The 25,592-nt window shown below is 71.3% G+C and carries 28 protein-coding genes; 18 read left to right on the top strand and 10 right to left on the bottom strand.

All coding sequences use genetic code 11. The features are described 5' to 3' along the window. Positions 1-159: 159 nt before the first annotated feature. Positions 160-1,020, top strand: a complete 861-nt coding sequence (locus G537_RS39430) for a helix-turn-helix domain-containing protein (RefSeq protein WP_162146141.1) — start codon at positions 160-162, stop codon at positions 1,018-1,020. A gap of 133 nt (positions 1,021-1,153) precedes the next feature. On the opposite strand, the gene G537_RS0123135 is transcribed toward G537_RS39430, so the two are convergent. After that, positions 1,154-2,059 carry a phytanoyl-CoA dioxygenase family protein gene (locus G537_RS0123135; RefSeq protein WP_026872144.1) on the bottom strand — a complete coding sequence of 302 codons (906 nt, stop codon included), beginning with the start codon at positions 2,057-2,059 and terminating at the stop codon, positions 1,154-1,156. 277 nt (positions 2,060-2,336) lie between these two features. Between G537_RS0123135 and G537_RS39435 the strand changes: the two genes are divergently transcribed. Beyond that, the gene (locus G537_RS39435) at positions 2,337-3,323 is read left to right on the top strand and encodes a cation diffusion facilitator family transporter (RefSeq protein WP_064742197.1); all 987 of its coding nucleotides are present in this window, start codon (positions 2,337-2,339) and stop codon (positions 3,321-3,323) included. Here the strand turns inward: G537_RS39435 and G537_RS0123145 are convergent. Continuing rightward, the gene (locus G537_RS0123145) at positions 3,304-4,098 is read right to left on the bottom strand and encodes a 2-keto-4-pentenoate hydratase (RefSeq protein WP_034852719.1); all 795 of its coding nucleotides are present in this window, start codon (positions 4,096-4,098) and stop codon (positions 3,304-3,306) included. The genes G537_RS39435 and G537_RS0123145 overlap by 20 nt on opposite strands. Positions 4,099-4,181: 83 nt before the next feature. Here G537_RS0123145 and G537_RS0123150 point away from each other — a divergent pair, with 83 nt between their 5' ends. The 5 genes from G537_RS0123150 to G537_RS0123170 all read left to right on the top strand — a co-directional run bounded on the left by G537_RS0123150 (position 4,182) and on the right by G537_RS0123170 (position 7,611). Next, the gene (locus tag G537_RS0123150; protein WP_026872146.1) at positions 4,182-4,883 is read left to right on the top strand and encodes a GntR family transcriptional regulator; all 702 of its coding nucleotides are present in this window, start codon (positions 4,182-4,184) and stop codon (positions 4,881-4,883) included. 16 nt (positions 4,884-4,899) lie between these two features. Then, a complete protein-coding gene (gene kduI, locus G537_RS0123155) occupies positions 4,900-5,754 on the top strand; it encodes a 5-dehydro-4-deoxy-D-glucuronate isomerase (protein WP_026872147.1) in 855 nt (284 codons plus the stop codon). Continuing rightward, positions 5,751-6,509, top strand: a complete 759-nt coding sequence (gene kduD / locus G537_RS0123160) for a 2-dehydro-3-deoxy-D-gluconate 5-dehydrogenase KduD (protein ID WP_026872148.1) — start codon at positions 5,751-5,753, stop codon at positions 6,507-6,509. Before kduI ends, kduD begins: the two co-directional genes overlap by 4 nt. Positions 6,510-6,690: 181 nt before the next feature. Continuing rightward, a complete protein-coding gene (locus tag G537_RS0123165; protein ID WP_026872149.1) occupies positions 6,691-7,281 on the top strand; it encodes a phage tail protein in 591 nt (196 codons plus the stop codon). Between the two features lie 9 nt (positions 7,282-7,290). Beyond that, positions 7,291-7,611: a DUF6916 family protein gene (locus G537_RS0123170; protein WP_026872150.1), complete on the top strand. Its 321-nt coding sequence runs from the start codon at positions 7,291-7,293 to the stop codon at positions 7,609-7,611. A gap of 28 nt (positions 7,612-7,639) precedes the next feature. Here G537_RS0123170 and G537_RS0123175 read toward each other — a convergent pair whose 3' ends face one another. Continuing rightward, on the bottom strand, positions 7,640-8,446 hold the full coding sequence (locus G537_RS0123175) for a 6-phosphogluconolactonase (protein WP_034852721.1): 807 nt from the start codon (positions 8,444-8,446) through the stop codon (positions 7,640-7,642). A 172-nt stretch (positions 8,447-8,618) separates the two neighbouring features. On the opposite strand from G537_RS0123175, the gene G537_RS0123180 reads away from it, so the two are divergent. Then, positions 8,619-9,668 carry an aldo/keto reductase gene (locus tag G537_RS0123180; RefSeq protein ID WP_026872152.1) on the top strand — a complete coding sequence of 350 codons (1,050 nt, stop codon included), beginning with the start codon at positions 8,619-8,621 and terminating at the stop codon, positions 9,666-9,668. 102 nt (positions 9,669-9,770) lie between these two features. Here G537_RS0123180 and G537_RS0123185 read toward each other — a convergent pair whose 3' ends face one another. Then, positions 9,771-10,976, bottom strand: a complete 1,206-nt coding sequence (locus tag G537_RS0123185; RefSeq protein ID WP_026872153.1) for an MFS transporter — start codon at positions 10,974-10,976, stop codon at positions 9,771-9,773. Between the two features lie 112 nt (positions 10,977-11,088). Here G537_RS0123185 and G537_RS39440 point away from each other — a divergent pair, with 112 nt between their 5' ends. Next, positions 11,089-11,727 carry a TetR/AcrR family transcriptional regulator gene (locus G537_RS39440; RefSeq protein WP_245579087.1) on the top strand — a complete coding sequence of 213 codons (639 nt, stop codon included), beginning with the start codon at positions 11,089-11,091 and terminating at the stop codon, positions 11,725-11,727. Continuing rightward, on the top strand, positions 11,727-12,158 hold the full coding sequence (locus G537_RS0123195; protein WP_245579088.1) for a GFA family protein: 432 nt from the start codon (positions 11,727-11,729) through the stop codon (positions 12,156-12,158). Before G537_RS39440 ends, G537_RS0123195 begins: the two co-directional genes overlap by 1 nt. Before the next feature lie 125 nt (positions 12,159-12,283). On the opposite strand, the gene G537_RS0123200 is transcribed toward G537_RS0123195, so the two are convergent. From G537_RS0123200 to G537_RS0123210, 3 genes are all read right to left on the bottom strand, one after another. Continuing rightward, a complete protein-coding gene (locus tag G537_RS0123200; RefSeq protein ID WP_026872155.1) occupies positions 12,284-12,637 on the bottom strand; it encodes a DUF1428 domain-containing protein in 354 nt (117 codons plus the stop codon). A 146-nt stretch (positions 12,638-12,783) separates the two neighbouring features. Beyond that, positions 12,784-13,137, bottom strand: a complete 354-nt coding sequence (locus G537_RS0123205; protein WP_026872156.1) for a DUF1428 domain-containing protein — start codon at positions 13,135-13,137, stop codon at positions 12,784-12,786. Between the two features lie 87 nt (positions 13,138-13,224). Further along, positions 13,225-14,172 (bottom strand): LysR family transcriptional regulator, encoded by a 948-nt coding sequence (locus G537_RS0123210; protein WP_026872157.1) that lies wholly within the window; start codon positions 14,170-14,172, stop codon positions 13,225-13,227. Positions 14,173-14,251: 79 nt separating this feature from the next. On the opposite strand from G537_RS0123210, the gene G537_RS0123215 reads away from it, so the two are divergent. The 3 genes from G537_RS0123215 (at position 14,252) to G537_RS44745 (ending at position 18,290) form a co-directional block, all read left to right on the top strand. Then, entirely contained in the window at positions 14,252-14,725 is a 474-nt protein-coding gene (locus tag G537_RS0123215) for a (2Fe-2S)-binding protein (protein ID WP_034852722.1), read from the top strand. Between the two features lie 10 nt (positions 14,726-14,735). After that, positions 14,736-16,943, top strand: coding sequence for a xanthine dehydrogenase family protein molybdopterin-binding subunit (locus G537_RS0123220; protein WP_026872159.1), 2,208 nt, complete (start codon positions 14,736-14,738; stop codon positions 16,941-16,943). An 87-nt stretch (positions 16,944-17,030) separates the two neighbouring features. Further along, a complete protein-coding gene (locus G537_RS44745; RefSeq protein ID WP_081688988.1) occupies positions 17,031-18,290 on the top strand; it encodes a VTT domain-containing protein in 1,260 nt (419 codons plus the stop codon). Here G537_RS44745 and G537_RS0123230 read toward each other — a convergent pair. Then, a complete protein-coding gene (locus G537_RS0123230) occupies positions 18,259-18,906 on the bottom strand; it encodes a TetR/AcrR family transcriptional regulator (protein WP_026872161.1) in 648 nt (215 codons plus the stop codon). The genes G537_RS44745 and G537_RS0123230 overlap by 32 nt on opposite strands. 101 nt (positions 18,907-19,007) lie before the next feature. On the opposite strand from G537_RS0123230, the gene G537_RS0123235 reads away from it, so the two are divergent. Further along, a complete protein-coding gene (locus G537_RS0123235; RefSeq protein ID WP_026872162.1) occupies positions 19,008-19,748 on the top strand; it encodes an SDR family NAD(P)-dependent oxidoreductase in 741 nt (246 codons plus the stop codon). A 23-nt stretch (positions 19,749-19,771) separates the two neighbouring features. Then, positions 19,772-21,307 carry an MFS transporter gene (locus tag G537_RS39445; RefSeq protein ID WP_051248955.1) on the top strand — a complete coding sequence of 512 codons (1,536 nt, stop codon included), beginning with the start codon at positions 19,772-19,774 and terminating at the stop codon, positions 21,305-21,307. Positions 21,308-21,344: 37 nt separating this feature from the next. Here the strand turns inward: G537_RS39445 and bfr are convergent, their stop codons facing one another. Then, positions 21,345-21,824 (bottom strand): bacterioferritin, encoded by a 480-nt coding sequence (gene bfr / locus G537_RS0123245; RefSeq protein WP_026872163.1) that lies wholly within the window; start codon positions 21,822-21,824, stop codon positions 21,345-21,347. A 101-nt stretch (positions 21,825-21,925) separates the two neighbouring features. Then, positions 21,926-24,037, bottom strand: coding sequence for a glycogen debranching protein GlgX (glgX, locus tag G537_RS39450; RefSeq protein WP_051248957.1), 2,112 nt, complete (start codon positions 24,035-24,037; stop codon positions 21,926-21,928). Between the two features lie 152 nt (positions 24,038-24,189). On the opposite strand from glgX, the gene G537_RS0123255 reads away from it, so the two are divergent. From G537_RS0123255 to vapC, 3 genes are all read left to right on the top strand, one after another. Beyond that, positions 24,190-24,873: a hypothetical protein gene (locus tag G537_RS0123255; RefSeq protein ID WP_026872164.1), complete on the top strand. Its 684-nt coding sequence runs from the start codon at positions 24,190-24,192 to the stop codon at positions 24,871-24,873. Between the two features lie 80 nt (positions 24,874-24,953). After that, positions 24,954-25,178, top strand: a complete 225-nt coding sequence (locus tag G537_RS0123260; protein WP_026872165.1) for an antitoxin — start codon at positions 24,954-24,956, stop codon at positions 25,176-25,178. Continuing rightward, a complete protein-coding gene (gene vapC, locus G537_RS0123265) occupies positions 25,178-25,585 on the top strand; it encodes a type II toxin-antitoxin system tRNA(fMet)-specific endonuclease VapC (protein ID WP_026872166.1) in 408 nt (135 codons plus the stop codon). The genes G537_RS0123260 and vapC overlap by 1 nt, the downstream gene beginning before the upstream one ends. The last annotated feature ends 7 nt before the right edge of the window (positions 25,586-25,592 follow it).

Consider the following 25,592-nt stretch of genomic DNA (forward strand, 5'->3'; position numbering starts at 1 on the left):
GTTGGCCTCGTGTCTGGGTCCGACGGACGGGTCCAGCCTGCCACAGGCGGGACCCGCTTCGCGGAGCTTATCGTCGCCTTGCGCGGGGAGTATGAATCCGATGGTTTCCGCATGTCGTCCCGTCCAGGGACGAATTTTTCCGGGATCCTAAGGTTGACGATGAGCCGAGCCTCGACTGCACGCATACCGAGACTGCCGGGCCTGTCCGAGCGCATCGTCAGCGCCGATGCGCGGCGCGAGGTGCTGGTGATGCGGCGGGCGCATCAGCACAGCCAGATCGAGCTGAACTTCATGCTGGAAGGCGCCACGACCTATCTGTTCAACGGCCGGCGCGTGACCATGGGGGCCGGCGACTTCGTGTTCTTCTGGGGCGCCATCCCGCATCAGACGATCGAGGTGTCGAGCCCGGCCAGCTTCGTCTGCCTCTATCTGCCGATCGAGATGTTCCTCAGCGCCGCGCTGGGGTCGCGGCTGAAGAGTGCGGTGCTGGGCGGCGGCATGATCGGCGACCGGGCGCCGCTGCCCTTCGACGCCGCCCAGTTCGAGCACTGGCATGCCGAGCTGAACCGCGGCGACGAGCGGATCACCGCCCTGGTGCGGCAGGAGATCGAGCAGCGGCTGCGGCGCACCGACCTGTGCGGCTGGGAGGTGCTGAGCGACACCGGCGACGGCGCCGCCGCCTCCGAGGGCCGGCACGCCAAGGTCTGGGCCATGGCCGGCTTCATCGCCGCGCATGCGACCGAGCCGATCTCGGTCTCCGACGTGGCCGCCTCGGTCTGCCTGCATCCGAACTACGCGATGGCGATCTTCCGCGAGGCGCTGGGCCTGAGCATCGGCGGCTACCTGACGCGCCAGCGCCTCTATGTGGCGCAGGCGCTGCTGCTGTCGACCGACACCGACATCGTCACGGTCGCCTTCGAATCCGGCTTCGGCTCGGTGTCGCGCTTCTACGAGGCCTTCAGCCGCCACTTCGCCATGCCGCCGCGGCAGTTCCGGATTCTCTACCGTGGGGGTGGGTGAGGGAGGTGCTTGCTCGGTCCCCTTTCATCGTCATGGCGAGCCCCGCAGGGGCGTGGCCATCCAGAATGGTCGGGCCTGCTCCGGCTGCGGGACTGGATGGCCACGCTTCGCTCGCCATGACGGACTATTCTACTTACAGCCCGTCCTTGAGGCTCCAATGCTGCCCCCAGCGCGGATCGGCCTCGTCGCGGATGTCCTGGAAGCGGATGTCGGCCGACAGGCGCATGGTCCCGTCCGGGTCGTCGTTGCGGGTCGCGGCGTGGATCATGTAGGGGCTGTGCAGCACCACGTCGCCGGCGGCGTAGTCCGCGGCCAGCCAACGGGTGCCGAAGCGCTCCGCCATCGCCGGCAGGTCCTTCGAGATCCAGCCGGTCTCGGTCATGTTGCGGTTGTAGGCGCTGATCCGCTCCTCCGGCGACAGCCCGGCGTTCTTCCGGCTGAACTCCGCCTCCATCTCGCGGCCGAGGCTGTGCGACCCTTCGAGATAGAGCAGGCCCCCCATCCGCGCCGGCACGTCGCCGATCGGGATCCAGGCGGTGACCAGCCGGTCGGTGCCGGCGCGCAGATAGATCAGGTCGTAATGCGCGCCGGTCGAGGCCGGGTCGCCGGGCCGGGTGAAGCGCAGGATCTTGCGCCGGTGCAGCATGCTCATGCCGCCGATCAGCCGGTCGACGAAGCGCCACAGCTCCGGCATCAGGCAGAAGGATTCGAAGGCCGAGGACCGAACCAGCTCCATCAGCCGGCCGCGGGCTGCGGCATCGGGCGGGCGGTCGGACGCCTTGCCTTCGACCGGTTCGGAGCCCTCGGCCAGCAGGCCGAACTCGGCGAATTGCGCGAAGACGTGGCGGCGGAATTCCAGCACCGCCGTCCGCGGCAGCAGCGAGCGCAGCCAGAGGTAGCCCTCGGCGTCGTAGCGCGAGCGCAGCGCCGCGATGTCCTCCGCCGGGTCGCTCGGCCTCAACCAGCCCAGCCGCGCCGGGCTGCAGTCCAGCGCATAGCCGTTCGACGACAGAGCGGACGGCAGAACGGCCGGCCCCATATCCTCCTCCCATGACTGCGCGCTCGATGGCGCTTGGTGCCATCATGCACCGCGCAGCCCGGAAAGTCCTCGCGTCCCGGTGGCCTTCTCTCCGGAATCCTCAGCTCGGGCCGGTGCGGCACGAGGATGTGGTGTGTGCAAATAAAACCTTTTAATATCAAATAGTTAAATTCGGTGCGCCACACTTCTTAGCCGAGGCTTAGAGAGATATGTCCGGGTTCCAGATGAAGCTGTCGGTGCAACGTTGCCGGCGTCCCGGAACAGGGCGCGGCCGCTGATGGACCGCGCCTCGAAGGCCGCGCTGGCCAGCGTCTTCGTCGGGGCGCTGGTGCTCGGGCTCAAATTCTCGGCCTATTGGGTGACTGGCTCGGTCGCGCTCTATTCCGACGCGCTCGAGAGCATCATCAACGTGGTCGCCGCCGGCGCGGCCTTCATCGCGCTGTGGATCTCGGCCCGGCCGGCCGACGCCAACCACCCCTACGGGCACACCAAGGCCGAGTACTTCTCGGCGGTGTTCGAGGGGCTGCTGGTGGTGCTGGCCGCCCTGTCGATCCTGCGCGAGGCCTGGTCCGGCCTGCTCGACCCCCGCCCGATCGACGCGCCGGCGCTGGGCCTGGCGATCAACGGGGCGGCATCGGCCGTCAACGGCGTCTGGGGCTGGGCTCTGCTGCGCTGGGGGCGGAGCCTGCGCGCCCCGGCGCTGGCGGCGGACGGCCGGCACGTCCTGACCGACGTCTACACCTCCGGCGGGGTGCTGATCGGCGTCGGCCTGGTGGCCCTGACCGGCTGGCTGATCCTCGACCCCATCCTCGCCGCGCTGGTGGCGGTCAACATCCTCCGGTCCGGCTACGTCATGGTCCGGGATTCGGTCGCCGGGCTGATGGACGAGGCGGTGCCGCCGGAGACCCTGGCGCGCATTCGAGAGGCGATCGCGCGCACCGGCAGCGGCGCGCTCGAGGCGCATGACGTGCGCACGCGGCACGCCGGGCGGCTGACCTTCATCGACTTCCACCTGGTCGTGCCGGGGGCGATGACCGTCTCCCAATCGCACGACATCTGCGACCGGATCGAGGCGACGCTGCGCCGGGACATCGGCCCCGGCACCGTCATCAGCATCCATGTCGAGCCGGAGGAGAAGGCCAAGCACGGCAGCACGGCGATCGCCCGGAATCGGCCGCGCCGCCCGATGCCGGTGGAGGCGCATGCGGCGGGCGAGCCGGCCGCGCCGCCCCGGCGCTGGAGGCTCAGCCGCCGGCGGCGGTGACCAGCACCTCGACCGTGCCGACGCCGTCGAACTCGGCCTGCGCCCGCTGGCCGGGCACGACCTTGTGCACGCCGGTGGTCATGCCGGTCAGCACCCAGCTTCCGGCCGGCAGCGCCCGGCCGCGGCGGCCGAGATGCTCGGCCAGAAAGGCGAGGGAGGCGATCGGTCCGCCGCCGGCGACCCGCGCGGCGCTGCCCTCGCCGACCACCCCGCCGTCGACCCGCGTCCGCACCGTCCAGTCGGAGAGCGGGCGGCTGTCCCAATCCGTGATCGCCGGGCCGATCACCAGACCGGCATTGTTGCCGAAATCGCTGGCCACGGCGCCGGGGCCGAGGTCGTTCAGCGTCGCCAGCGGGCTGCCGGCGATCTCGATCCCGGCATGGATCGACTCCACGAAAGGCCGTACCTCTTCGATGGCCCGCGGCCGGGCCTCGGCCGGGATGTCGCGGCCGATCCGCAGCACGAACTCGGCCTCGACCGCGCCGAAGCCGCCCGGGATCACCGGCGTCTCCACCGGGCCGCCGCGCGCGTCGCGCAGGTTGCGGGCGAAGACCGGCCCGGCCAGGCGCGGCGCGTCGTAGCGCGGCCGCCAGGTGTCGGCGATGCCGGCCACCTTCCAGCCGACCAGCGCATCGGTCCACAGGCCGATCGCCTCCTCCTGCACCGCATAGGCGGTCGGAAGGTCCGGCGGCAGCGTGCCGGGATAGTCCGACAGGGCGCGGCCGGCGCGGCGCGCTTCGGTGAAGGCGATAGCCAGGTCGCGGCTCGAACTCATGGAAGGCTCCGTCAGCTGATCTGCATTCTTGTGTATGGTAGTATGGGCTGTTATGCAAGGCGGCAACGGAAGGCAGGACCCGCGTGAAGATCGACCCCGGCCAGAGCTTCGAATCCGTCGCCCGCCGGCTGGAGCGCGAGCTGCGCCGCGCCATCGTGGCGCTGGAGCTGCCGCCCGGCGCCCGGCTGTCGGAGCAGGAGATCGCGCAGCGCCACGGCGTGTCGCGCCAGCCGGTGCGCGAGGCGCTGATCGCGCTGGCCAAGACCCGGCTGGTCGAGGTGCTGCCGCAGCGGGGCACGGTGGTGGTCAAGCTCTCGGTGCGGCGGATGGCGGAGGCGCGCTTCGTCCGCGAGGCGGTCGAGGTGGCGCTGGTGCGGCGCGCCTGCGAGGGCTTCGACCGGTCGAGCCGCGAGCGCATCGACGACCTGCTCGACGCCCAGGAGAAGGCGGCGTCCCGCGGCAACCACGGCGACTTCCAGCGCACCGACGAGCTGTTCCACATCGCCATCGCCGAGGGCGCCGGCTGCGGCCTGGCCTGGATGGCGGTCGAGGACATCAAGGCGCATATGGACCGGATCTGCACCCTGACTCTGCCGGGCCCGGAGGCGATGCTGCCGCTGATCGAGCAGCACCGCGCCATCATGGCCGCGATCGACGCCCGCGACCCCGACGCGGCCGAGCAGGCGATGCGCCATCATCTGACCGAGATCCTGCGCGCGCTGCCGCGGATCGAGGCCGAGCATCCCGAATTGTTCGACGAGCCCGCCCCGGGCCGCAGCCGATAGATCGAAGAGGACAGGCATGACCGCGACCGACGCCCCGACCACCCGCCAGGCGGTGCATTACGAGCAGGCCGAGATGCTGGACGGCGAGGATCTGCGCCGGCATTTCCTGATCGAGCAACTGATGGTCCCGGGCCGGCTCTCCGCCACCTACACCCATTACGACCGGATGCTGGTGATGGGCGCGGTGCCGACCGACAAGCCGCTGGTGGTCGGCGAGGATCTGGCCAAGCTGGTCGGCAGCGCCACGCTGCTGGAGCGGCGCGAGCTCGGCCTGATCAATGTCGGCGGGCCGGGCCGGGTGACCGCGGACAAGACCGTGTTCGAGGTCGGGCCGCAGGACGCGCTCTATCTCGGCAAGGGCATCGCCTCGGTCGCCTTCGCCAGCGACGATCCGGCCAATCCGGCGAAGTTCTACATCAACTCGACCCCGGCCCATGCCGGGCTGCCGTCGCGGGTGGTCGCCCGCGACCAGGCGATCGCGAAGGAGCTCGGCGCGCCCGAGACCAGCAACCGCCGCACGCTGCACCAGTACCTGCATCCGGAGGTGCTGCCGACCTGCCAGCTGCTGATGGGGCTGACCCGGCTGCACACCGGCAGCGTCTGGAACACCATGCCGGCGCACACCCACGACCGGCGCATGGAGGCGTATTTCTACTTCGAGCTGCCGGCCGACGCCGTGGTGATGCATTTCATGGGCCGGCCCTCGGCCACCCGCCACCTCGTCGTCCGCAACGAGCAGGCGGTGCTGTCGCCGCCCTGGTCGATCCATTGCGGCGCCGGCACCGCGTCCTACGCCTTCATCTGGAGCATGGCCGGCGACAACCAGGCCTTCACCGACATGGATTTCGTCGCCATGGGGGACCTGCTGTGACCGATCTGTTCGATCTCACCGGCAAGGTCGCGCTGGTCACCGGCGCGCGCACCGGCCTCGGCCGCGGCATCGCCGTGGCCTTGGCGGAGGCCGGGGCGGACATCGCCGGGCTCGGCTCTCGCCCGATGCCGGAGACGGCGGCGGCGATCGCCGCCACCGGCCGCCGCTTCGTCGAGGTGGTGCGCGATCTCGAGGACTCCTCCGGGCTCGACGCCGTGGTGGCCGACATCGTCGCCCGGCTGGGACGGATCGACATCCTGGTCAACAACGCCGGCATCATCCGCCGCGCCGACCTGCTGGAGTTCAGCGAGGCGGACTGGGACGCGGTGATGGCGGTGAACCTGAAGAGCGTCTTCTTCCTCAGCCAGGCGGTGGCCCGCCACATGGCGGGGCAGGGCATCCAGGGGCGGATCATCCATGTCGCCTCGGTGCTGTCCTTCCAGGGCGGCATCCGTGTGCCGTCCTACACCGCGGCCAAGCACGGCATCGCCGGGCTGACCCGGGCCATGGCGAACGAGCTGGCGCCGAAGGGCATCACCGTCAACGCCATCGCCCCCGGCTATATGGAGACCGACAACACCGAGGCGCTGCGCGCCGACCCGGTGCGCACCCGGCAGATCCTCGATCGCATTCCCGCCGGCCGCTGGGGCGTGCCGCAGGATCTCGCGACGGCGGCGCTGTTCCTGGCCTCACCGCACAGCGGCTACGTCACCGGCGCGCTGCTGCCGGTCGATGGCGGCTGGCTGGCGCGGTGAAATCTTCCTATTGGATTTGTGCCGGCCAATTGGCATAATAAGTTATTCAATCGATTGAGATTGGAACTATATTTCTGTTCGTTTATCGTCGCCGATGCCGGTTCCGAGCCCTCCTGTTGATGGCGCGGAACCGGCATCCCGCTTTGGGCGCATTGTCGATCCATACTCAGGAGCATTTCAGATGGAATCTTATCTCGCCACGATCATGGGCTGGGCCCCGAATTTCGCGCCGCGCGGCTGGGCCTTCTGCCAGGGGCAGATCCTGTCGATCTCGCAGAACACCGCGCTGTTCAGCCTGCTCGGCACCACCTATGGCGGCAACGGTCAGACCACCTTCGCCCTGCCCAATCTGGCCAGCCGCGTGCCGATCGGCGTCGGCCAGGGGCCGGGGCTGAGCTCCTACGTTCTCGGACAGATGAGCGGCTCCGAGAACGTCACCCTGACCACGAACAACCTGCCGGCGCATGTCCATGACGGGTCGCCCTTGGCCGCGGTCCAGACCGTGGCGACCGGCACGGGCAGCACCGTCCAGACCGCGGCAACCGAAACCTCGATCCTGGGCGCGCCGAACTTCACCGACCCCAGCACCGGCGGGTCCGTCGACGTCAACACCTTCGCCAACAACACCGCCACGCCTGTGGTTGCCCTGAAGCTCTCGGTCAGCGGTTCCACCGGCATGACCGGCGGCAGCCAACCGACCCCGATCCTGCCGCCCTATCTGGCGATCAACTGGATCATCGCGATAGAAGGCATCTACCCGCCGCGGGACTGAGATGGACCGATGCTCGCCGAGCTCAGCTTCGACGATTTCAAGGACCATCGCGGCAAGACCTTCGTGGTCGAGGGGCCGGGCGGGCGGGTGGAGGCGACGCTGATGGCCGTCCGCCTCTCGCCCTATGGATCGCCCGGCCTGCTGCGGCGCCATCCCTTCGCGATCCTGTTCACGGCGCCGGCGTCGCCGGATCTCGGTTCGCAGGTCTACAACATCCGGCACCCGTCCAAGGGGTTGATGGAGGGCGTCTTCATCAACCCCGTGGTGCCGGCGGCGGTGGACGCGGCGAAGGCGCAGGGGCTGCGCTTCTACGAGGCCGTGTTCAGCTGAGGCGCGGGGCGTCGGGGGGCCGGCCCGGTCACGCCGCCTCCCGCGCCGCGGCGGCGTCGAGATGGATCTCCGGGTGCCGGCAGCGGTGCAGGATGGTGGCCGGCCAGTCCGGTTCGAAGTCGCGGCTCTCCAGCAGCCGCCGCACCGCCTGGCGCTTGTGCCCGCCATGGATGATCAGCAGCGCCGCCCGCGACAGGCCGGCGATGGTGCCGAGGCCCACGGTCACGCCCCGGCGCGGCACCTCGGCGATATCGGCGAAGCCCGGGAAGGTCGCCATGTTGTCGCGCCGCGTCTGCTCCGCCAGTTCGACGATGCTCGTCCCGCCCTCGGCCGGGCTGCCCGGCGGGTTGAAGGCGACGTGGCCGTCGCCGGCGCCGCTGGCCAGGAGGAACAGGTCGACCCCGCCGGCCTCGCGGATCCGCCGGTCATAGGCCTCGGGCCGCGCCGGGTCGGGGAACCAGACGGCGGTGTCCGGCATCCGGCGCGGCGTCGGCAGCTTCGCGTTCAGCACCGCCCGGATCTCCTGCTCGGCGAAACGGCGGCAGCTGTAATGCGCCCGCGGATCGCACAACGCCGGCCCGTCGGGGCCCTCGGCCAGGTACTCGTCCATCATCACCAGCACCAGCCGCGACAGGTCGAACCGCGTCATCCCGGCCAAGGCGCCGAGCGCCGTGTAGACCGGCTTGGCCGACCGGCCGGCGGGGCAGCCCAGCAGGTAAGGCCGGCTCTCCTCCGCCGCCCGCTCGATCCCGCCCAGGATGCGCTGGGCGACGGCGTGGCCCAGCGCCTCCGGCGTCGGATGGACGGTGACCGGGATGGCGATGGTGGCGCGCATGGCAGGTCCTGGCGGTCGCCCGGGCGGGGAAGTGTGAAGGCCGCCGCCCGGCGGCGCAACCGCAGCCGCTCATTCAGCATTGCGGGCGCTGAATGCGATCTGATCTTTCCGTTGGAACGCTGAAATCCGCGGGTCTAGGACTGGACCAGATCCCGACAGCAAGAGGCGCGCCATGGAATACCGTCTGCTCGGCCGGTCCGGCCTCAAGGTCTCCACCATCACCCTCGGCACGATGACCATGGGCGGCAAGGGCAATTTCGCCAAGGTCGGCAATGCCGGCGTCGACGAGGCGCGGCGACAGATCGACCTGTGCCTCGACGCCGGCGTCAACCTGATCGACACCGCCGACGTCTACTCCACCGGCGCGTCGGAGGAGATCATCGGCGAGGTGCTGGGCGGCAGGCGCAAGGGCGGCGTGCTGATCGCCACCAAGGCCCGCTTCCCGATGGGCGACGGGCCGAACGACCGCGGCCTGTCGCGCCACCACCTGATCGAGGCCTGCGAGGCCAGCCTGCGGCGGCTCAAGACCGACGTGATCGACCTGTACCAGGTCCATCAATGGGACGGGCAGACGCCGTTGGAGGAGACGATCGACGCGCTCGACACCCTCGTGCGTCAGGGCAAGGTCCGCTACATCGGCGCCTCGAATTACTCGGGCTGGCACCTGATGAAGGCGCTTTCGGTCAGCGACCGCACGCACCGCCAGCGCTTCGTCAGCCAGCAGATCCACTACACGCTGGAGGCGCGCGAGGCGGAGTACGAGCTGGTGCCGGTCTCGATCGACCAGGGCCTCGGCATCCTGGTGTGGAGCCCGCTGGCCGGCGGCCTCCTCTCCGGCAAGCACCGGCGCGGCGTGACGCCGGAGGGCACGCGCCAGCTCGCCGGCTGGGACGAGCCGCCGATCCGCGACGAGGACCGGCTCTGGGCCATCGTCGACGCGCTGGTCGGGATCGCCGAGGCGCGCGGCGTCTCCGGCGCCCAGGTGGCGCTGGCCTGGCTGCTCGGCCGGCCGGCGGTGGCGTCGGTGATCATCGGCGGCCGCACCGAGGCTCAGCTCAAGGACAATCTCGCCGCCGCGGATCTGGTGCTGACGGCGGAGGAGCGGGCGCAGCTCGACCAGGTCAGCGCGCCGCCGGTGCTGTATCCCTATTGGCACCAGCTGCGCACAGCCAAGGACCGGCTCGGCCCCGCCGACCTGTCGCTGCTGGGGCCGCATCTTTGAGGTCATCGCGTAGGTTGGGTTCGCCACAGGCGAACCCAACAATGAGGGCGGAATGTTGGGTTCGCGTGCCGCGAACCCAACCTACATTTGATGAACGCTCGGTCAGGCCATCGCCGGCCGCGCCGCCGTCCCGCGCTCCCGCAGCCAGCGCTGGCCGAGGAGGGCGACCGCCAGCGCCGTCGCCCCGCCCGCGACCGAGACCCAGAACCCCGATGCCGCACCGAGCTCGTCGATCACCCGGCCGGAGATCGAGGAGCCCACGGCCATGCCGATGCCGACCCCGGTCATCGCCCAGGTGATTCCTTCGGTCAGCTGCGACGGCGGCGCCAGCCGCTCGATCAGCCCCATGGCGGTGATGATGGTGGGCGACACGGCGGCGCCGGCCAGGAACAGCACCAGCGCCAGGGCCGGGATGCTGTCGACGACCAGCAGCGGCAGGGTGGTCAGCGCCGCCAGGCCGATCGCCAGCAGGAACTGGGCGCTCAGCGAGATCCGCGGCCTGATCGCCCCGAACACCAGCCCGACGATCAGCGACCCCAGCGCATAGGCGGCCAGGACCAGGCTGGCGGCGGCGGTGTGGCCATGCGCCTCGGCGAAGGCGACGGCGGTGACTTCGGCGGTGCCGAAGATGGCGCCGACCGCGACCATGGTCAGCCCGATCACCCGGATCGATCCCAGCCGGATGACGGAGCGGCCGCGGCCGGCCTCGGCCGCATGCACCGGCGGCTCGGTCGCCTTCAGCCGGCTGAACAGCGCCACGCCGACCGCCAGCAGCAGGGTCGCCGCCAGCGGGCCGGCCTCCGGGAAGACGGTGACGCTCAGCCCGATTGCGAGGATCGGCCCGGTCATGAAGATCATCTCATCGACCACGGATTCGAAGGCGAAGGCGGTGCGCAGCTGCGGCGTGTCGCGGTACAGCTCGGTCCAGCGCGCCCGCACCAGCGCCGTCATGCTCGGCATGGCGCCGGCGCCGACGGCGAACAGGTACAGGGTCCAGTCCGGCGCGCCGAGGCGGGTGGCCAGCATCAGCCCGGCCAGCGCCGCCACGGTCACGACCGTGGCGGGGATCGCCACCCGGCCCTGGCCGTGCCGGTCGACCAGCCGCGAGATCTGCGGCGCGATCAGGGCGTTCGACAGGGCGAAGGTGGCGGAGACGGCGCCGGCCAGCGCGTATTCGCCGCGCGCCTGCGACAACATGGTGACGATGCCCAGCGTCACCATCGCCAGCGGCAGCCGGGCGATGAAGCCGGCGGCCGAGAAGGCCTTGGCGCCGGGGGCCCGGAAGATCTCGGCATAGGGGTTGGGCATGGCGGACTCCGCTGGTGACAGCAGTACTGGCATACGCGACGTATGTGAACCAGATAATTGCATACGAGACGTATGTCAATTAGCATACGGCGAGTATGTGAAAGGAGGGGCATTGGCCCGCAGACCCCGCAGCGAAATGATCGCCGAGACCCGCGCCAAGCTGCTGCGCGCGGCCCGGCACGCCTTCGGCACCAAGGGCTATGCGGAAGCCTCGATGGACGACTTCACCGCCGAGGCCGGCCTGACGCGCGGCGCCCTTTACCACCATTTCGGCGACAAGAAGGGATTGCTGCAGGCCGTGGTGGCCGAGATCGACGCCGAGATGGGCGCGCGGCTGCAGCAGGTCTCGCGTCGCGCCGCCGATCCCTGGCAGGGCTTCGTCGCCGAATGCACCGCCTATCTCGAAATGGCGCTGGAGCCTGAGATCCAGCGCATCCTGATGCGCGACGGCCCTTCGGTGCTGGGCGATCCCTCGACCTGGCCCAACCAGGGCGAATGCATCCGCTCGATGACCGGGACGCTGCAGCAGCTGGCGACGGACGGCGTGATCGTGCCGGTTCCGGCGGAGGCGACGGCGCGCCTGCTGAACGGCGCCATGCTGCAGGCCGCGCTGTGGATCGCCAACGCTCCCGATCCGGAGGCGGCGGCGAGGGCGGCGGTCGAAGCGCTGGACACCCTGCTGCACGGGCTGCTGCGGAAGAAAGGCCGTGCGCCGGGCGTTGACTCCCTGTCCATCCCGGGGAGGGCCTGATGAGCGACTATCCCGTGCGGCGGCCGGAGCCGCGGGCCGATGCCGGCGGCGTGCGCCTGCGCCAGGGCGGCTGCAGCTGCGGCGCCGTACGCTTCACCCTGCGCGGCGAGCCGCTGGTGGTCGGGATCTGCCACTGCACCGAATGCCGCAAGGCCACCGGCTCGGTCGCCATGGCCTATGCCGACTGGCCGCGCGACGCCTTCGCCGTGACCGGGGAGGTGCGCACCCATCGCGGCCGCAGCTTCTGCCCGGTCTGCGGTTCGCGCCTGTTCCATCCGGCCGAGGGCAAGGACATGGTGGAGATCCTGCTCGGCGCGCTGGATGAGGCGCCGGGCGACCTGCGGCCGACCCGCGAGGGCTGGATCATTCGGCGCGAGCCCTGGCTGGCGCCGGTCGCCGGCGCCGGCCAGTTCAACCGCGATCCGGAGTAGCGGACCGGGACTCCCCACAGCCGTCATGGCGAGCCCCGAAGGGGCGTGGCCATCCAGGGGGCGGTGCCGCTGGATCGCCACGGCGCTGCGCGCCTCGCGATGACGAATGGGCAGACCTCCGTTCCTTACAGCTCCAGGAACACCTCGAATCCGCCATAGATCATGCGCTTGCCATCGAAGGGCGGGGCGGCGGTGCCCATCTCCATCCGCGGATCGGCCATCACCTTCTTGTTGATCTCGTCGCGCGCGGCGCGGGATTCGTAGACGATCCAGGCGAAGACGACGACCTCGTCCTCCTTGGCCTGGACCGCGCGCGGGAAGGAGGTCAGCTCGCCATAGGGCACGTCGTCGCCGATGCATTCGACATAGGCCAGAGCGCCGTGGGCCTTCCACACCGCGCCCGCCTTCCGCGCCATCTCCTTGTATTCCTCAAGCTTCGCCTTCGGCACCGCCGCCACGAAACCGTCTGCATAGGACATACCGGGCCTCCTTTTGTCGTTGTGACCATCATTGGCGCCGGCCTGTTCGACCGCGACCCGGCCTGACCGGGCGAGACTCTCCGCCACCCCGTCATGGCGGGCCCCGGAGGGGCGTGGCCATCCCAGCGGCAACGGTCCCTCACGCCCTACAGCTCCAGGAACACCTCGAAGCCGCCATAGATCATGCGCTTGCCGTCGAATGGCATGCTGGCCAGATCCCCCTTTAGCCGCGGGTCGGCAAACACCTTCTTGTTGATCTCGTCGCGCGCGGCGCGGGACTCGTAGACGATCCAGGCGAAGATCACGATCTCGTCCTCCTTCGCCAGCACCGAGCGCGGGAAGGAGGTCAGCTCGCCATAGGGCGTGTCGTCGCCGACGCATTCGACGTAGGCCAGCGCGCCGTGGTCCTTCCACACCGCGCCGGCGTTGCGCGCCATCTCCTTGTACTCCTCCAGCCTGGCCTTCGGCACCGCCAGCACGAATCCGTCTACGTAGGACATCCTGGGTCTCCTCCGTTCGGTCGCATCGACCATAGGACGATCGAGAGTGTGGAGAGCCGACAGGCCGGCCGGATTTTTCTGGCGCCCTCACCCCCGCGTCCCGATATACGCCGTCGTCCCCGGCCGCAGCTTGTCGTGCACGAACTGGATGAAGGCGCGCAGCTTGGGCAGGGCCTGGGCTCGGCTGGGATAGTACAGGAACAGGCCGGGGGTGCCGGGGCAGAACTCCTCAAGCACCGGCTCCAGCAGCCCGGCCCGGATCTGCTCCTGCACCGCCGGCGCCGCGGTGTAGGCGAGGCCGATGCCCATCTCGGCCGCCATCACGTTCATCTCCCCGGTGTTGACGATCACCGGCCCGGCAACTGCCATGTCGAAGGCACGATTGCCCTCGACGAACTCCCAGCGATAGATCGGCCCCTGCGACGCACGCCTCGTGCCGATGCAGGCGTGGCGGTGCAGGTCCTCCGGCCGCTTCGGCCTTCCGTGGCGGGCGAAATAGGCGGGGGCGCCGACCACGGTGAAACGGAAGGGCGGGGTCAGCCGCACCGCCACCATGTCGGCCTCCAGCAGCTCGCCCAGCCGGATGCCGGCGTCGAAGCCCTCGGCGACGATGTTGGTCAGTCCATCCTCGGCGAAGATCTCGACCTGCAGCGCCGGATGGGCGGCGCGGAACTCCAGCAGGATCGGCTCGGCCAGGAAATGCACCAGCGCGGCGGGCATGTTCAGCCGCAAGAGGCCGGTCACCTCCTCGCCAAGGCTCTGGGCCGCGTCGAAGGCGGCCAGGATCTCCGACACCGCCGGCCGGGCGCGGTCGACGAAGCGCTGCCCGGCCTCGGTCAGCCCGACCTTGCGGGTGGTGCGGGTCAGGAGAGCCACGCCCAGCCGCGCCTCCAGCCCGCGGATGGTCTGGCTGATCGCCGAGGGCGAGATCCCCAGCTCCGCCGCCGCGGCGCGGAAGCTGCGGCGCTCGGCGACGCGCAGCACGGCGATCACGCCGTCCAGCTGGTCGCGCTCGATTGTGAAGGGTTTCTTCATGGCCACTGCAGATTATTCCGGATACCGGGACAAAGCGAGCGGCCATAGCCTTCTTCCACAAAGCAGAGGAGGCGTGGCCATGAGCATCGCCCTGACCCTGAACGGACGGCCCTTCGCCTTCGACGGCGACCCGGAGACGCCGCTGCTGTGGGTGATCCGCGAGGCCGCCGGCCTGACCGGCACGAAATACGGCTGCGGCGTCGCCGCCTGCGGCGCCTGCACGGTGCATCTCGACGGCGCGGCGGTGCGGTCCTGCGCCGTTCCGGTCGCGGCGGCGGAGGGGCGGGCGGTCACCACCATCGAGGGGCTGGCGGAAACCGCCACGCCGTCGCCGGCCGATGGGCTGCACCCGGTGCAGCGGGCCTGGGTCGAGATCCAGGTGCCGCAATGCGGCTACTGCCAGCCCGGCATGATCATGGCGGCCGCGGCCCTGCTGCGCGGCACCCCGTCGCCGACCGACGCCGAGATCGACGCGACCATCACCAATCTCTGCCGCTGCGGCACCTATCCCCGGGTCCGCCGCGCCATCCGCGCCCTGGCGGCGCAGGCGTGAGGGCCGGGCGATGAAGCGGCGCTGGTTCCTCACTGCCACTATCGCCGGGGCCGGCGGGCTGGTGCTCGGCTGGCGCGCCTGGGACCGCGGCTTCGACGCCCGGGCCCGGCAGCTGGCGGAGCAGGACGGCGGCACGCTGCTGGCCGGCTGGCTCAAGATCGGCGCCGACGACACGGTCACGGTCTATGTCCCGCACACCGAGATGGGGCAGGGGGTGCACACCGCCCTCGCCATGATGGCGGCGGAGGAGCTGGATGTGGATTGGGCGCAGGTGCGGGCGGCGCAGGCGCCGGCCGACCGCGCCTTCGCCAACCGCTTCCTGGCCGAGGGCTGGACCCTGCAGGACTGGTCCGTGCCCGGGGTGCTGAACGGCGTGGTCGACGCCGCCTTCGCCGCCGCGGCCCGGTTCATCGACCTGCAGCAGACCGGCGGCTCCACCGCCGTGCGCCTCACTGGGCAGGTCGGCATGCGTCTGGTCGGCGCCGCGGCGCGGCAGATGCTGATCCAGGCCGCTTCCCGCCGCTGGGGCGTGCCGGCCGGGGCGCTGGTCACCGCCGGCGGCCGAGTGATCCGGTCCGGCAGCGGGCAATCGGTGCGCTATGGCGAGCTGGCGGCCGAGGCGGCGGAGCTGTCGGTGCCGGCCAGCCCGCCGCTGAAGCCGCGGCAGCGCTGGCGCATCATCGGCACGGCGGTGCCGCGGCTCGACATCCCGGCCAAGGTCGCCGGCGCCTTCGGCTACGGCATCGACCTGGCCCTGCCGGAGATGCGGGTGGCGACCGTGACCGCGGCGCCGGTGCCGGGCGGGCGGCTGCTCTCGGTCGATCCGGTGCCGGCCCTGGCGGTGGCGGGGGTGGAGCGGGTGGTGCGGCTGGACGACGCCGTCGCCGTTATCGCCCGCGACACATGGTCGGCGAAGAAGGGGCTGGCGGCGCTGGCGCCGCGCTTCTCCGACGCCGGCCATGGCGGCGTGTCCTGCGCCACCATCGACGCGGCGCAGGACCGGGCGCTGGCCGCGGAGGAGGGCGAGGCCCGGGTGACGATCGGCGACGCCGCCGCGGCGCTGGCGCAAGCGCCGGCCGACCGCATCGTCGAGGCCGCCTATCGCGTGCCGCATCTGCACCACGCGGCGATGGAGCCGATCACCGTCACGGCCCAGCTCGCCGACGGCAGGCTCACGGTCTGGGCCGGCGACCACAACCCGCTGACGGCCCGGCGCCAGCTGGTCGAGCTGTCCGGGCTGGCGGCGGAGGACGTCACGCTGGTGCCGCTGCCGATGGGCGGCTCCTTCGGCCGGCGCGGCGGGCGCGACGACGGCCCGCCCGGCTATTTCGTCCAGGCGGTGGCGCTGGCCAGGGCGGCGGCGCCGCATCCGGTGAAGCTGGTCTGGAGCCGGGAGGAGGACTTCGCCCAGGGCACCTTCCGGCCGCGCCTGGCCTGCCGGATCCGCGCCGCGCTGGCGCCGGACGGCTCGCCCCTGGCTTGGTCGCAGCTCTATGTCGACGGCATGCCGGCGCCGGTCGAGGCCTTCCGCATCCCCTATGCCGTGCTGCATCAGTCGATCCGCGCCGTGGCGGTGCCGGACCCGGTGCGGCGCGGTTCCTGGCGCAGCGTCAACCACACCCAGCACGCCTTCTGGAGCGAGAGCTTCATCGACGAGCTGGCGCATGCCGCCGGCCGCGACCCCTTCGCCTATCGCCGCGACCTGCTGCCGCCGGGCTCGCGCCACCGCCGGGTGCTGGAGGCGGCGGCGGAGGCGGCCGGCTGGGGCGCGCCGCTGCCGGCCGGCAGCGGCCGCGGCATCGCGGTGGCCGAGGCCTATGGCACGGTGGTCGCCCATGTGATCGAGGCTTCGCCCGGTCCCGGCGGCCGGCCGGTGGTGCACCGGGTGATCGCGGCGGTCGATTGCGGCGACGTCTGCAACCCCGACACGGCGCGGCAGCAGGTGGAGGGCGCGGTGGTGATGGGGCTCAGCGCCGCGATCGCGGAGCGGATCACGGTCGAAGGCGGCGCCGTGGTCCAGCGCAACTTCCCGGACTATCCGCTGCTCGGCCTGGCCGGGACGCCGGAGATCGAGGTGCGGTTCCTGCGCAGCGACGGGCCCTGGGGCGGGCTCGGCGAACCCGGCCTGCCGCCGGTCGCGCCGGCGCTCGCCAACGCCCTGTTCGCCGCGACGCAACGCCGCTGTCGCAGCCTGCCGCTGACGGACGTCCTCATATAGGCGAGGCGAGCCGCTATCGCGTTCCCCTGTTCTTCCTCTTCCTATTATGATGGCCGGGAGTCGTCCTTGGACCCGCTGGGAGACCTCATGCCCTGGATCGCCGCCAGCAGCGTCGCCGGCCTGGTCGGCCTGATGTTGGTCGAGCGCCTGCTGCCGATCCTGCCCTCCTATGGCCTGCTGGTCGCGGTCGGCGTGGCGGTGGGCGAGGGCTACTGGTCGCTGCCGCTGGCCTTCGCCCTGACGGTGGTCGGCGGCATCGCCGGCTGCGCCCTGTTCTATGCGCTGGGCTGGGGCTTGGGCGAGGCGCGGGCCGGGGCGCTGCTGCGCCGCACCGCCGGCCTCTTCGGCATGGCGCCGGCCCGGGTCGACCACTGGATCACCTGGTTCCGCGACCGCGGGGTGGTCTTCGCCTTCGTGGCACAGCTGGTGCCGACCGTGCGGCTGGTGGTGCCCGGCATCGCCGGGCTGCTGCGCACCCACCCCGTGATGTTCTTCACCGCGACCGCCCTCGGGATCGGGCTGTGGAACGGGCTGTTCATCGGCACCGGCTATGCCGCCGCGTCGCTGGTCGAAGCCAGCCCGAACGCCTCCTCGATCGCGCTGACGGTCCTGGTTGCGCTGGTGCTTTTGGAGCTGATGGGCACGATGATGTGGCGTAGCTTTTCCCGCCGGCGGCAGGCCGTCGCCGTCTCTTCCGCCGGCGCACCGCCCGCCCTGGGTATCGGGCTGGCGCCGCGGCCCTCGACCGGCCCCTCGCGCCGCCAGGACGCGGCCGACGATTTCGCCTTCTTCCGCGCTTGGCTGAAGGCGCCGCTGCGGGTGGCCGCGGTGGTGCCGTCAGGGCGGGCGCTGGCCGCCGCGATCACCGCCGAGATCGGGCCGGACTCGGCGCCGGTGATCGAGCTCGGGCCCGGCACCGGCGCCTTCACCCGGGCGCTGATCGGCCGGGGCGTGCCGGAAGCGCGGCTGGCGCTGGTCGAGGCCGGGCCGGAATTCGCGGCGCTGCTGCGCGAGCGCTTCCCGGCGGCGCAGGTGCTGTGCATGGATGCCGCCCGGCTCGGCACCGCCGATCCCTTCGGCGGCGAGAAGGCGGGGGCGGTGGTCAGCGGCCTGCCGGTGCTGTCGATGCCGCCCAAGGCGGTGATCGGCATCCTCGACGGCGCCTTCCGCCATCTGCGGCCGGATGGCGCCTTCTACCAGTTCACCTACGGGCCGCGCTGCCCGATCCCGCGCGCCATCCTCGACCGGCTCGGGCTCAAGGCGGTGCGGATCGGCCGGGCGGTGGCGAACGTCCCGCCGGCTGCCGTCTACCGCATCACCCGCCGCTGGCAGCGGCCGCCGGCTTAGGGCCGCCTGCGGTCTTCGCCACCATCGCGTCCCAGGCCGCCATGGCGACGTCGATGGCGGCGTGCAGCTCGGCCCGGCTGGCGCCGTCGCGGGCCTGGATCGACAGGCCGGACAGCACCGTCGAGTAGAAATTCGCCAGCGGCTCCAGGTCGATTCCGGCGGGAAGCTCGCCGTCGGCGGCGCCCTGCTGCAGCCGCTGCAGGATCCGGCGGCCGGTGTCGCGGCGGTACTCCAGCAGATGCGAGCCCAGCTCGGCGTGCTCCGGCGCCATGTTGACAGCGCCGAGGATGACGAAGCAGCCCTGCGGCAGGGCGGGGTCGGTGAAGGCGTCGGCGTTGTCGCGCAGCATCGCCTCGATCGCGCCGCGCGCCGTCCGCTCGCATTCCAGCGCCCGGCGCGTGGCCGAGCCCTCGGTGGCGCGGTACAGTTCGATCGCCTCGCGGAACAGCGCCTCCTTGCTGCCGAAGGCGGCGTAGAGGCTGGGCGCGGCGACGCCGATCGCCGCCGTCAGGTCGGCCATCGACACGCCTTCGTAGCCGCGCTGCCAGAACAGCACCATCGCCCGCCGCAGGGCGGCGTCCCGGTCGAAGCCGCGGGGCCGGCCGCGTTCCGCCATTCTCGCTCCTTTCTTTAATGACCCATAAATAATTCGCTTGACCGGCGGACGCAACTGCGCCAGCTATTTATTTATCGATCATTAAAGATATGGAGCATCCCATGGCCGACCTGTCCGGAAAGGTGGCGCTGGTCACCGGCGCCAGCCGCGGCATCGGCGCCGCCATCGCCCGGCGCCTGGCGCGCGAGGGCGCCGACATCGCCCTGACCTACAGCGCCTCGCCCGATCGGGCGCGGGAGGTGGCGGGCGATATCGAGGCCGCCGGCCGGCGCGTCCTGCTGATCCAGGCCGACAGCGCCGATCCGGCCGCCGCCGCGGCGGCGGTGGACCGGGCGGCGGCAGGCCTCGGCCGGCTCGACATCCTGGTCGCCAATGCCGGCATCGCCGTGCACAAGCCCTTCGCCGAGTTCACGGTCGAGGAGTTCGACCGCACCGTCGCGGTCAATGTCCGCGGCGTCTTCGTCGCCGCCCAGACCGCCACGCGGCACCTGCCGGAGGGCGGGCGGATCATCGTCATCGGCAGCAACCTGGCCGACCGCGTGCCGCGGGCCGGGACCACGCTCTACACCCTGTCGAAGACGGCGCTGACCGGGCTGGTGAAGGGCGCGGCGCGGGACCTCGGGCCCCAGGGCATCACCGTCAACCTGGTGCAGCCGGGCCCGACCGACACCGACATGAACCCGGCCGACGGGCCGCGCGCCGACGCCCTGCGCGCGCTGATGGCGATCCCGCGCTACGGCACCGGCGACGACATCGCCGGCCTCGTCGCCTGGGTGGCCTCGCCCGAAAGCCGCTTCGTCACCGGCGCCGCCCTCGCCATCGACGGCGGCATGTCCATCTGACGATCCGCAGCAGGACCAGCACCATGACTGCAGACACCATGTCCGACCGCACCGCCAACGGCCTGTGGGTGCTGGGTGCCGTCTGCCTGGCCGGGCTGATGATGCCGCTCAGCTTCACCGGCCCGGCGGTGGCGCTGCCGGCGGTCGGGCGTGAGCTCGGCGGCAGCCCGGTGGCGCTCGCCTGGGTGGTGAACGCCTTCGTGCTGTGCTTCGGCAGCTTCGTCATGGCGGCCGGGGCGCTGGCCGACCAGCTCGGCCGCAAGCGCATGTTCAGCATCGGCGTGGCCGGCTTCGCCCTGCTGTCGCTGGTGCTGGGCTTCGCCCCGTCGGTGGTGGCGCTCGACCTGTTGCGCGGCGCCCAGGGCGTCGCCGCCTCGATCGCCATGGCCGGCGGCGCCGCCTCGCTGGCGCAGGAATTCGAGGGCCCGGCCCGCACCCGCGCCTTCAGCCTGCTTGGCACCAGCTTCGGCATCGGCCTGGCCTTCGGCCCGATCCTGTCCGGCGCGCTGGTGGAGACGCTGGGCTGGCGCGCCATCTTCCTGACCGGCACCGTGATCGGCCTGCTGGTCCTGGTCTTCGGCGTGCCGCGGATGCGGGAATCGCGCGACCCCGGCGCCACCGGCGTCGACTGGCCGGGGCTGCTCAGCTTCACCGCCGCCCTCGGCCTCCTGACCTTCGGCATCATGCAGGGGCCGCAGGACAGCTGGGGCAGCCCGGTTGTGCTCGGCCTCCTGGTCGGCGCCGCGGCGATGCTGGCGCTGTTCGTGGCGGTCGAGACGCGGGTGCGGCGGCCGATGCTCGACCTGTCGCTGTTCCGCTATCCGCGCTTCGTCGGGGCGCAGTTCCTGCCGATCGCCACCGCCGTCTGCTTCGTGGTGCCGCTGGTGCTGCTGCCGGTGCGCTTCATCGGGGCCGAGGGGATGAGCGAGATCGAGGCCGGCGGGCTGATGATCGCGCTGTCGGCGCCGATGGCGGTGGTGCCGTTCCTGGCCGGGCTGCTGGCACGGCGGATCCCGGCCGCGGCGCTGTCGGCGGCCGGCCTCGTGATCGCGGCGCTCGGCCTCGCCTGGCTCGCCGCCGTCCCGGTCGGCGCCGGCGTCGCGGCCCTCGCCTGGCCGATGCTGGTGGTCGGCATCGGCACCGGCCTGCCCTGGGGGCTGATGGACGACCTCTCGGTCAGCGTCGTGCCGCGCGAGCGCGCCGGCATGGCCACCGGCATCTTCTCGACCATGCGGGTGGCGGGCGAGGCGGTGGCGATCGCCGCCGCCGGCGCCCTGGTGGTGGCGCTCGGCCAGTCCGGCCTCGCGCGCGCCGCCGGGGGCGATGCCGCGGGGCGGGTGGCGCAGGCGGTCAACGCCCTCGCCGGCGGCGACATGGGCCGCGCCGAATCGCTGCTGCCCGGACTCGGCCGGGCGGCGCTGGCGCAGGCCTATGGCGGGGCCTTCCAGGCGATGCTGGCCGTCCTCGTCGCCGCGACCCTGGCGGCGGCGCTGGTCGCTTATGCGCTGCTGCGCCGGCGGGCGGCCGCGCTCAGGTCGGCCGAGGCTTGTGAAGGCTAGGCCAGGTCGGGCTCGCCGGCCGCGAGCCCGATCTCTCTCAGCCCTCGTCGTCGCTGGACTGCAGCTGGATGTAGTTCTGCAGCCCCATCTGGCTGATCAGGTACTGCTGCGATTCGAGCCAGTCGATGTGCTCCTCGGTGTCGCCGAGGATCTTCAGCAGGATGTCCTTCGAGACGAAGTCGCGCACCGATTCGCAATGCGCCATCGCCTCCTTCACCGTCTTCTGGTTGAAGGTCTCGAGGCCGAGGTCGGATTCCAGCATTTCCGGCACCGATTCGCCGATGCCGAGCTTGCCGAGATCCTGCAGGTTCGGCAGGCCTTCCAGCACCAGGATGCGCTCGATCAGCAGATCGGCGTGCTTCATCTCGCCGATCGATTCCTCATAGACCTTCTTGGCCAGGCGCTTGACGTCCCAGTTCTTGAGCATCCGCGCGTGCAGGAAATACTGGTTGATCGCGGTCAGCTCGTTCTTCAGCACCGCGTTCAGGTGGGTGATGACTTTCTTGTCGCCCTGCATCGTCGCCTCGGCCGGTGTCGGTTAGTATCACGGAGCGCACCTTAGAACGATTACAGGAGTCCGTAAAGTTTTACTTATGTAATTGAGAGACAATCGCAGCTTTATTGCAAATCATTCCTGATCTCTGCTGGCGAGGCGGCGCCCAGCGCCAGCAATGCCAGGCTTTCCGCCGCCAGCGGATAGGCCGCCCCGTCCGGCCGCGGAACGCTCGGCGTTCGTGCCGTGTCCAGCCAGGAGTGCCAGGTTCCGAGGCGCGGCAGGGCGAAGGCGACATCCTCCGGCGCGGCGTTGAGCAGCAGCAGGAGCGGCGGCGTGCCCGGCTCGCTCAGCAGCACGCCGAGGGCGGAGCCGGCGGGGTCCTCCCAGTCGGCCGCGGTCATGGGCTGGGCGTCGGGCCGCAGCCAGGCGATGTCGGGCAGGCCGTCCTCCCCGCTCGACGCCGCGCCGCTCGGTGCGCCGTGCAGGAAGCGCGGCTGGCGCAGGGCCGGATGGGCCCGGCGCAGCGCCACCACGCGGGCCGCGAAGTCGAGGAAGGCCGGGTCGGCCGCCGGCCAGTCCAGCCAGGTCAGCGTCCCGTCCTGGCAATAGGCGTTGTTGTTGCCCTGCTGGCTGTGGCCCAGCTCGTCGCCGCCCAGCAGCATCGGCACGCCCTGGCTGAACAGCAGCGTCGCCAGCAGGTTGCGCCGCCGCCGCAGCCGCCGCGCCGCGATTGCCGGATCGCCGGTCGGTCCCTCGGCGCCGAGATTGTCGGAGTGGTTGTCGTCGGTGCCGTCGCGGTTCCCCTCGCCATTGGCCTCGTTGTGCTTGCGCGAATAGGAAACGAGGTCGGCCAGCGTGAAGCCGTCATGGGCCGTCACGAAGTTCACGCTGGCCCGGGCGCCGCGGCCGTCATGGTCGAACAGCTCGGCGGAGGCGGAGAGGCGGCGCGCCAGCTCCGGCCGCAGGCCGGGATCGCCGCGCCAGTAGCGGCGGATGCCGTCGCGGTAGCGGTCGTTCCACTCCGACCAGCCGGCCGGGAAGCCGCCGGTGCGGTGGCCGCCCGGCCCGATGTCCCAGGGCTCGGCGATCAGCTTGCAGGGCGCCAGCACCGGGTCCTGCGCCACGGCCTGCAGGAAGGGGGCGGCGGGGGTGAACTCGCCGTCCACCCGGGCCAGGGTGGTGGCGAGGTCGAAGCGGAAGCCGTCGACATGCGCCGCCTCCACCCACCAGCGCAGGCTGTCCATAACCATCTGCAGCACGCGCGGATGGGCGAGGTCGAGGGCGTTGCCGGTGCCGGTCGGGTTGAACGGCTCGCGCCGGTCGTGCGGCGCGTGCTGGTAGTAGGACAGGTTGTCGATGCCGCGGAAGTTCAGGGTCGGGCCGAAGACGTCGCTCTCCGCCGTGTGGTTGTAGACGACGTCGAGGATCACCTCGATCCCGGCCCGGTGCAGCGCCTTGACCGCCCGGCGCAGCGCGTCCAGCGGCGGCATCCCGCCGGCATAGGCGGGGTGGACGGCGAAGAAGGCCGTCGTGTTGTAGCCCCAGTAGTTTCTCAAGGACCGCTCGAACAGCGCCCGCTCGTCGACGAAGGCGTGGACCGGCATCAGCTCGACCGCGGTGACGCCCAGCCGGCGCAGATGGTCGATCATCGCCGGATGGGCCAGGCCGGCGAGCGTGCCGCGCAGCGGCTCCGGCACGCCGGGATGCCGCATCGTCAGGCCGCGCACATGCGCCTCGTAGATCACCGTCTCGGCCCAGGGCGTGCGCGGCGGCGCGTCGTCCTCCCAGTCGTGGCTTGGGTCGATCACCACCGATTTCGGCACGAAAGGGGCGCTGTCGCGCGGGTCGAAGGACAGGTCGGCCGCCGGGTCGCCGCGGCGGTAGCCGTGCACCGAACCGTCCCAGCGGAAGCCGCCGGCCAGCCCCTTGGCATAGGGGTCGAGCAGCAGCTTGTTCGGGTTGAAGCGGTGGCCGTCGAGCGGCGCGTAGGGGCCATGGACGCGATAGCCGTAGACCGTGCCGGCCCCGGCCCCCGGCAGGAAGCCGTGCCAGACCTGGTCGGTGCGGGCGGGCAGGTCGCGGCGGGCGAGCTCCTGCCGCCCTTCCGCGTCGAACAGGCACAGCTCGACCCGTTCGGCATGGGCCGAGAACAGGGCGAAGTTCACCCCGCCCTCCGTCGCCGTGGCGCCGAGCGGCCAGGGGCGGCCGGGCAGAAGCAGGTCGGGCAGCGGCATCGTGACGGTTCCCTCGGTCCTGTCCCGCGGGCAGGATGGGGCGTGCGGGCGGCGGCCGTCCACCCGCCGTCGCATTGCCGCCATCGCCGACACGATTTCACCACCTTTCATCGCTAGCCGTTGCCAGCCGATCTGCCGAAAGGACCGACCGCGTGACGACCCTTGCCGATCCCGACCACAGCCCGGCCCAGCCGACCGATCCGGTTCCCGCCTCCGCCCGCGATGGAGAAGGGCCGCGAATCGGCGTCATCGCCTCGATCATCGTCGCCTTCATCGCCCTGGTCGCGGCGATCTATCTCGGGGTCGAGAGCCGCAGCGCCGGACAGAGCCGCGACGGCCTGCAGGCACGGCTGGAGGCGGCGGAGCAGGAGCTGGCGGCGCTGAAGCAGGCCGGTGCCGACCGCGACGCGCTGAAGGCCGAATCGGAAAGGCTGCAGGCGCAGATCGATCAGGGCCGGTCCGCGCTGGACGAGACCGCGCAGCGCCGCGACCAGGCGGCTCGGGAGGCGGATGCGGCCGCGGCCCGGGTCCGGGCCGTGCGGGACCAGGTGACCGCCGCCGAGGCGCAGCTGGCGGCCAAGCAGGGGGAGATCGCCGCGCTCGACGGCCGGCTCGACCAGCTCCGCTCGCAGGAGGCGGCGCAGCGCGACAGCTACGGCCGGCTGAACGCCGACGCCGCGGCGGTGAACGGCCAGCTGGCGCAGGCGACCGAGCAGCTGGGCCGCACCCAGAGCGACCTCGCCGCCGCCCGGCAGCAGCTCGCCGACCTGCAGGCCCAGATCGCCCGCACGACCGAGGAGCTGAAGCGCCAGGCCGAGGCGGCGGCGAAGCAGTAGCAGCGGAGCACTTCGCGGCCGATCCCCTTGCCTAGCTGGCCAGCAGTATATACATTTGCGTATATACTGAAAGGAGCTTCATGCCTACCGCCCGCGTATTCCGGTCCGGCAACAGCCAAGCCGTCCGGCTGCCGAAGCAGTTTCGCTTCGAGGGCCAGGAGGTCGAGATCTTCCGTCGCGGCGACGAGGTCGTGCTGCGCGAGAAGCCGCGCGGCATGGCCCGCGCCTTCGAACTGCTGGCCAGTCTGCCGGACGACACCGAGGGCCGAGACGACTTGCCGCCGCAAAGCCGCGATGAGCTGTGATGGCGGCCCGCTACCTGCTCGACACCAACATCTGTATCTATATCCGCCGCCGCAGACCTCAGGAGGTGCTCACCCGGTTCGAGAAGCTGAAGCCCGGCGAGGCGACGCTGTCCGTCATCACTTATGGCGAGCTTCTCTATGGGGTGGAGAAAAGTCCATCACGGGCCAAGGCGATGCAAGTGCTGCGCGAACTGGTGGCCTATCTCCCAGTCCTGCCGCTGCCGGCGGACGTGGGCGAGGCTTATGGGGCGATCCGGGCGGACCTGGAGGTGAGAGGCGAGGTCATCGGCAACAACGACCTCTGGATCGCCGCCCATGCAAAGGCGGCCAAGCTGACGCTGGTTACCAACAACGAGCGGGAGTTCAGGCGGATCGGCGGGCTGAAGATCCAGAACTGGGTCGGCTGAGCCCGCC

The sequence above is a fragment of the Inquilinus limosus DSM 16000 genome (assembly GCF_000423185.1).
GTDB classification, from domain to species: Bacteria; Pseudomonadota; Alphaproteobacteria; order DSM-16000; family Inquilinaceae; genus Inquilinus; species Inquilinus limosus.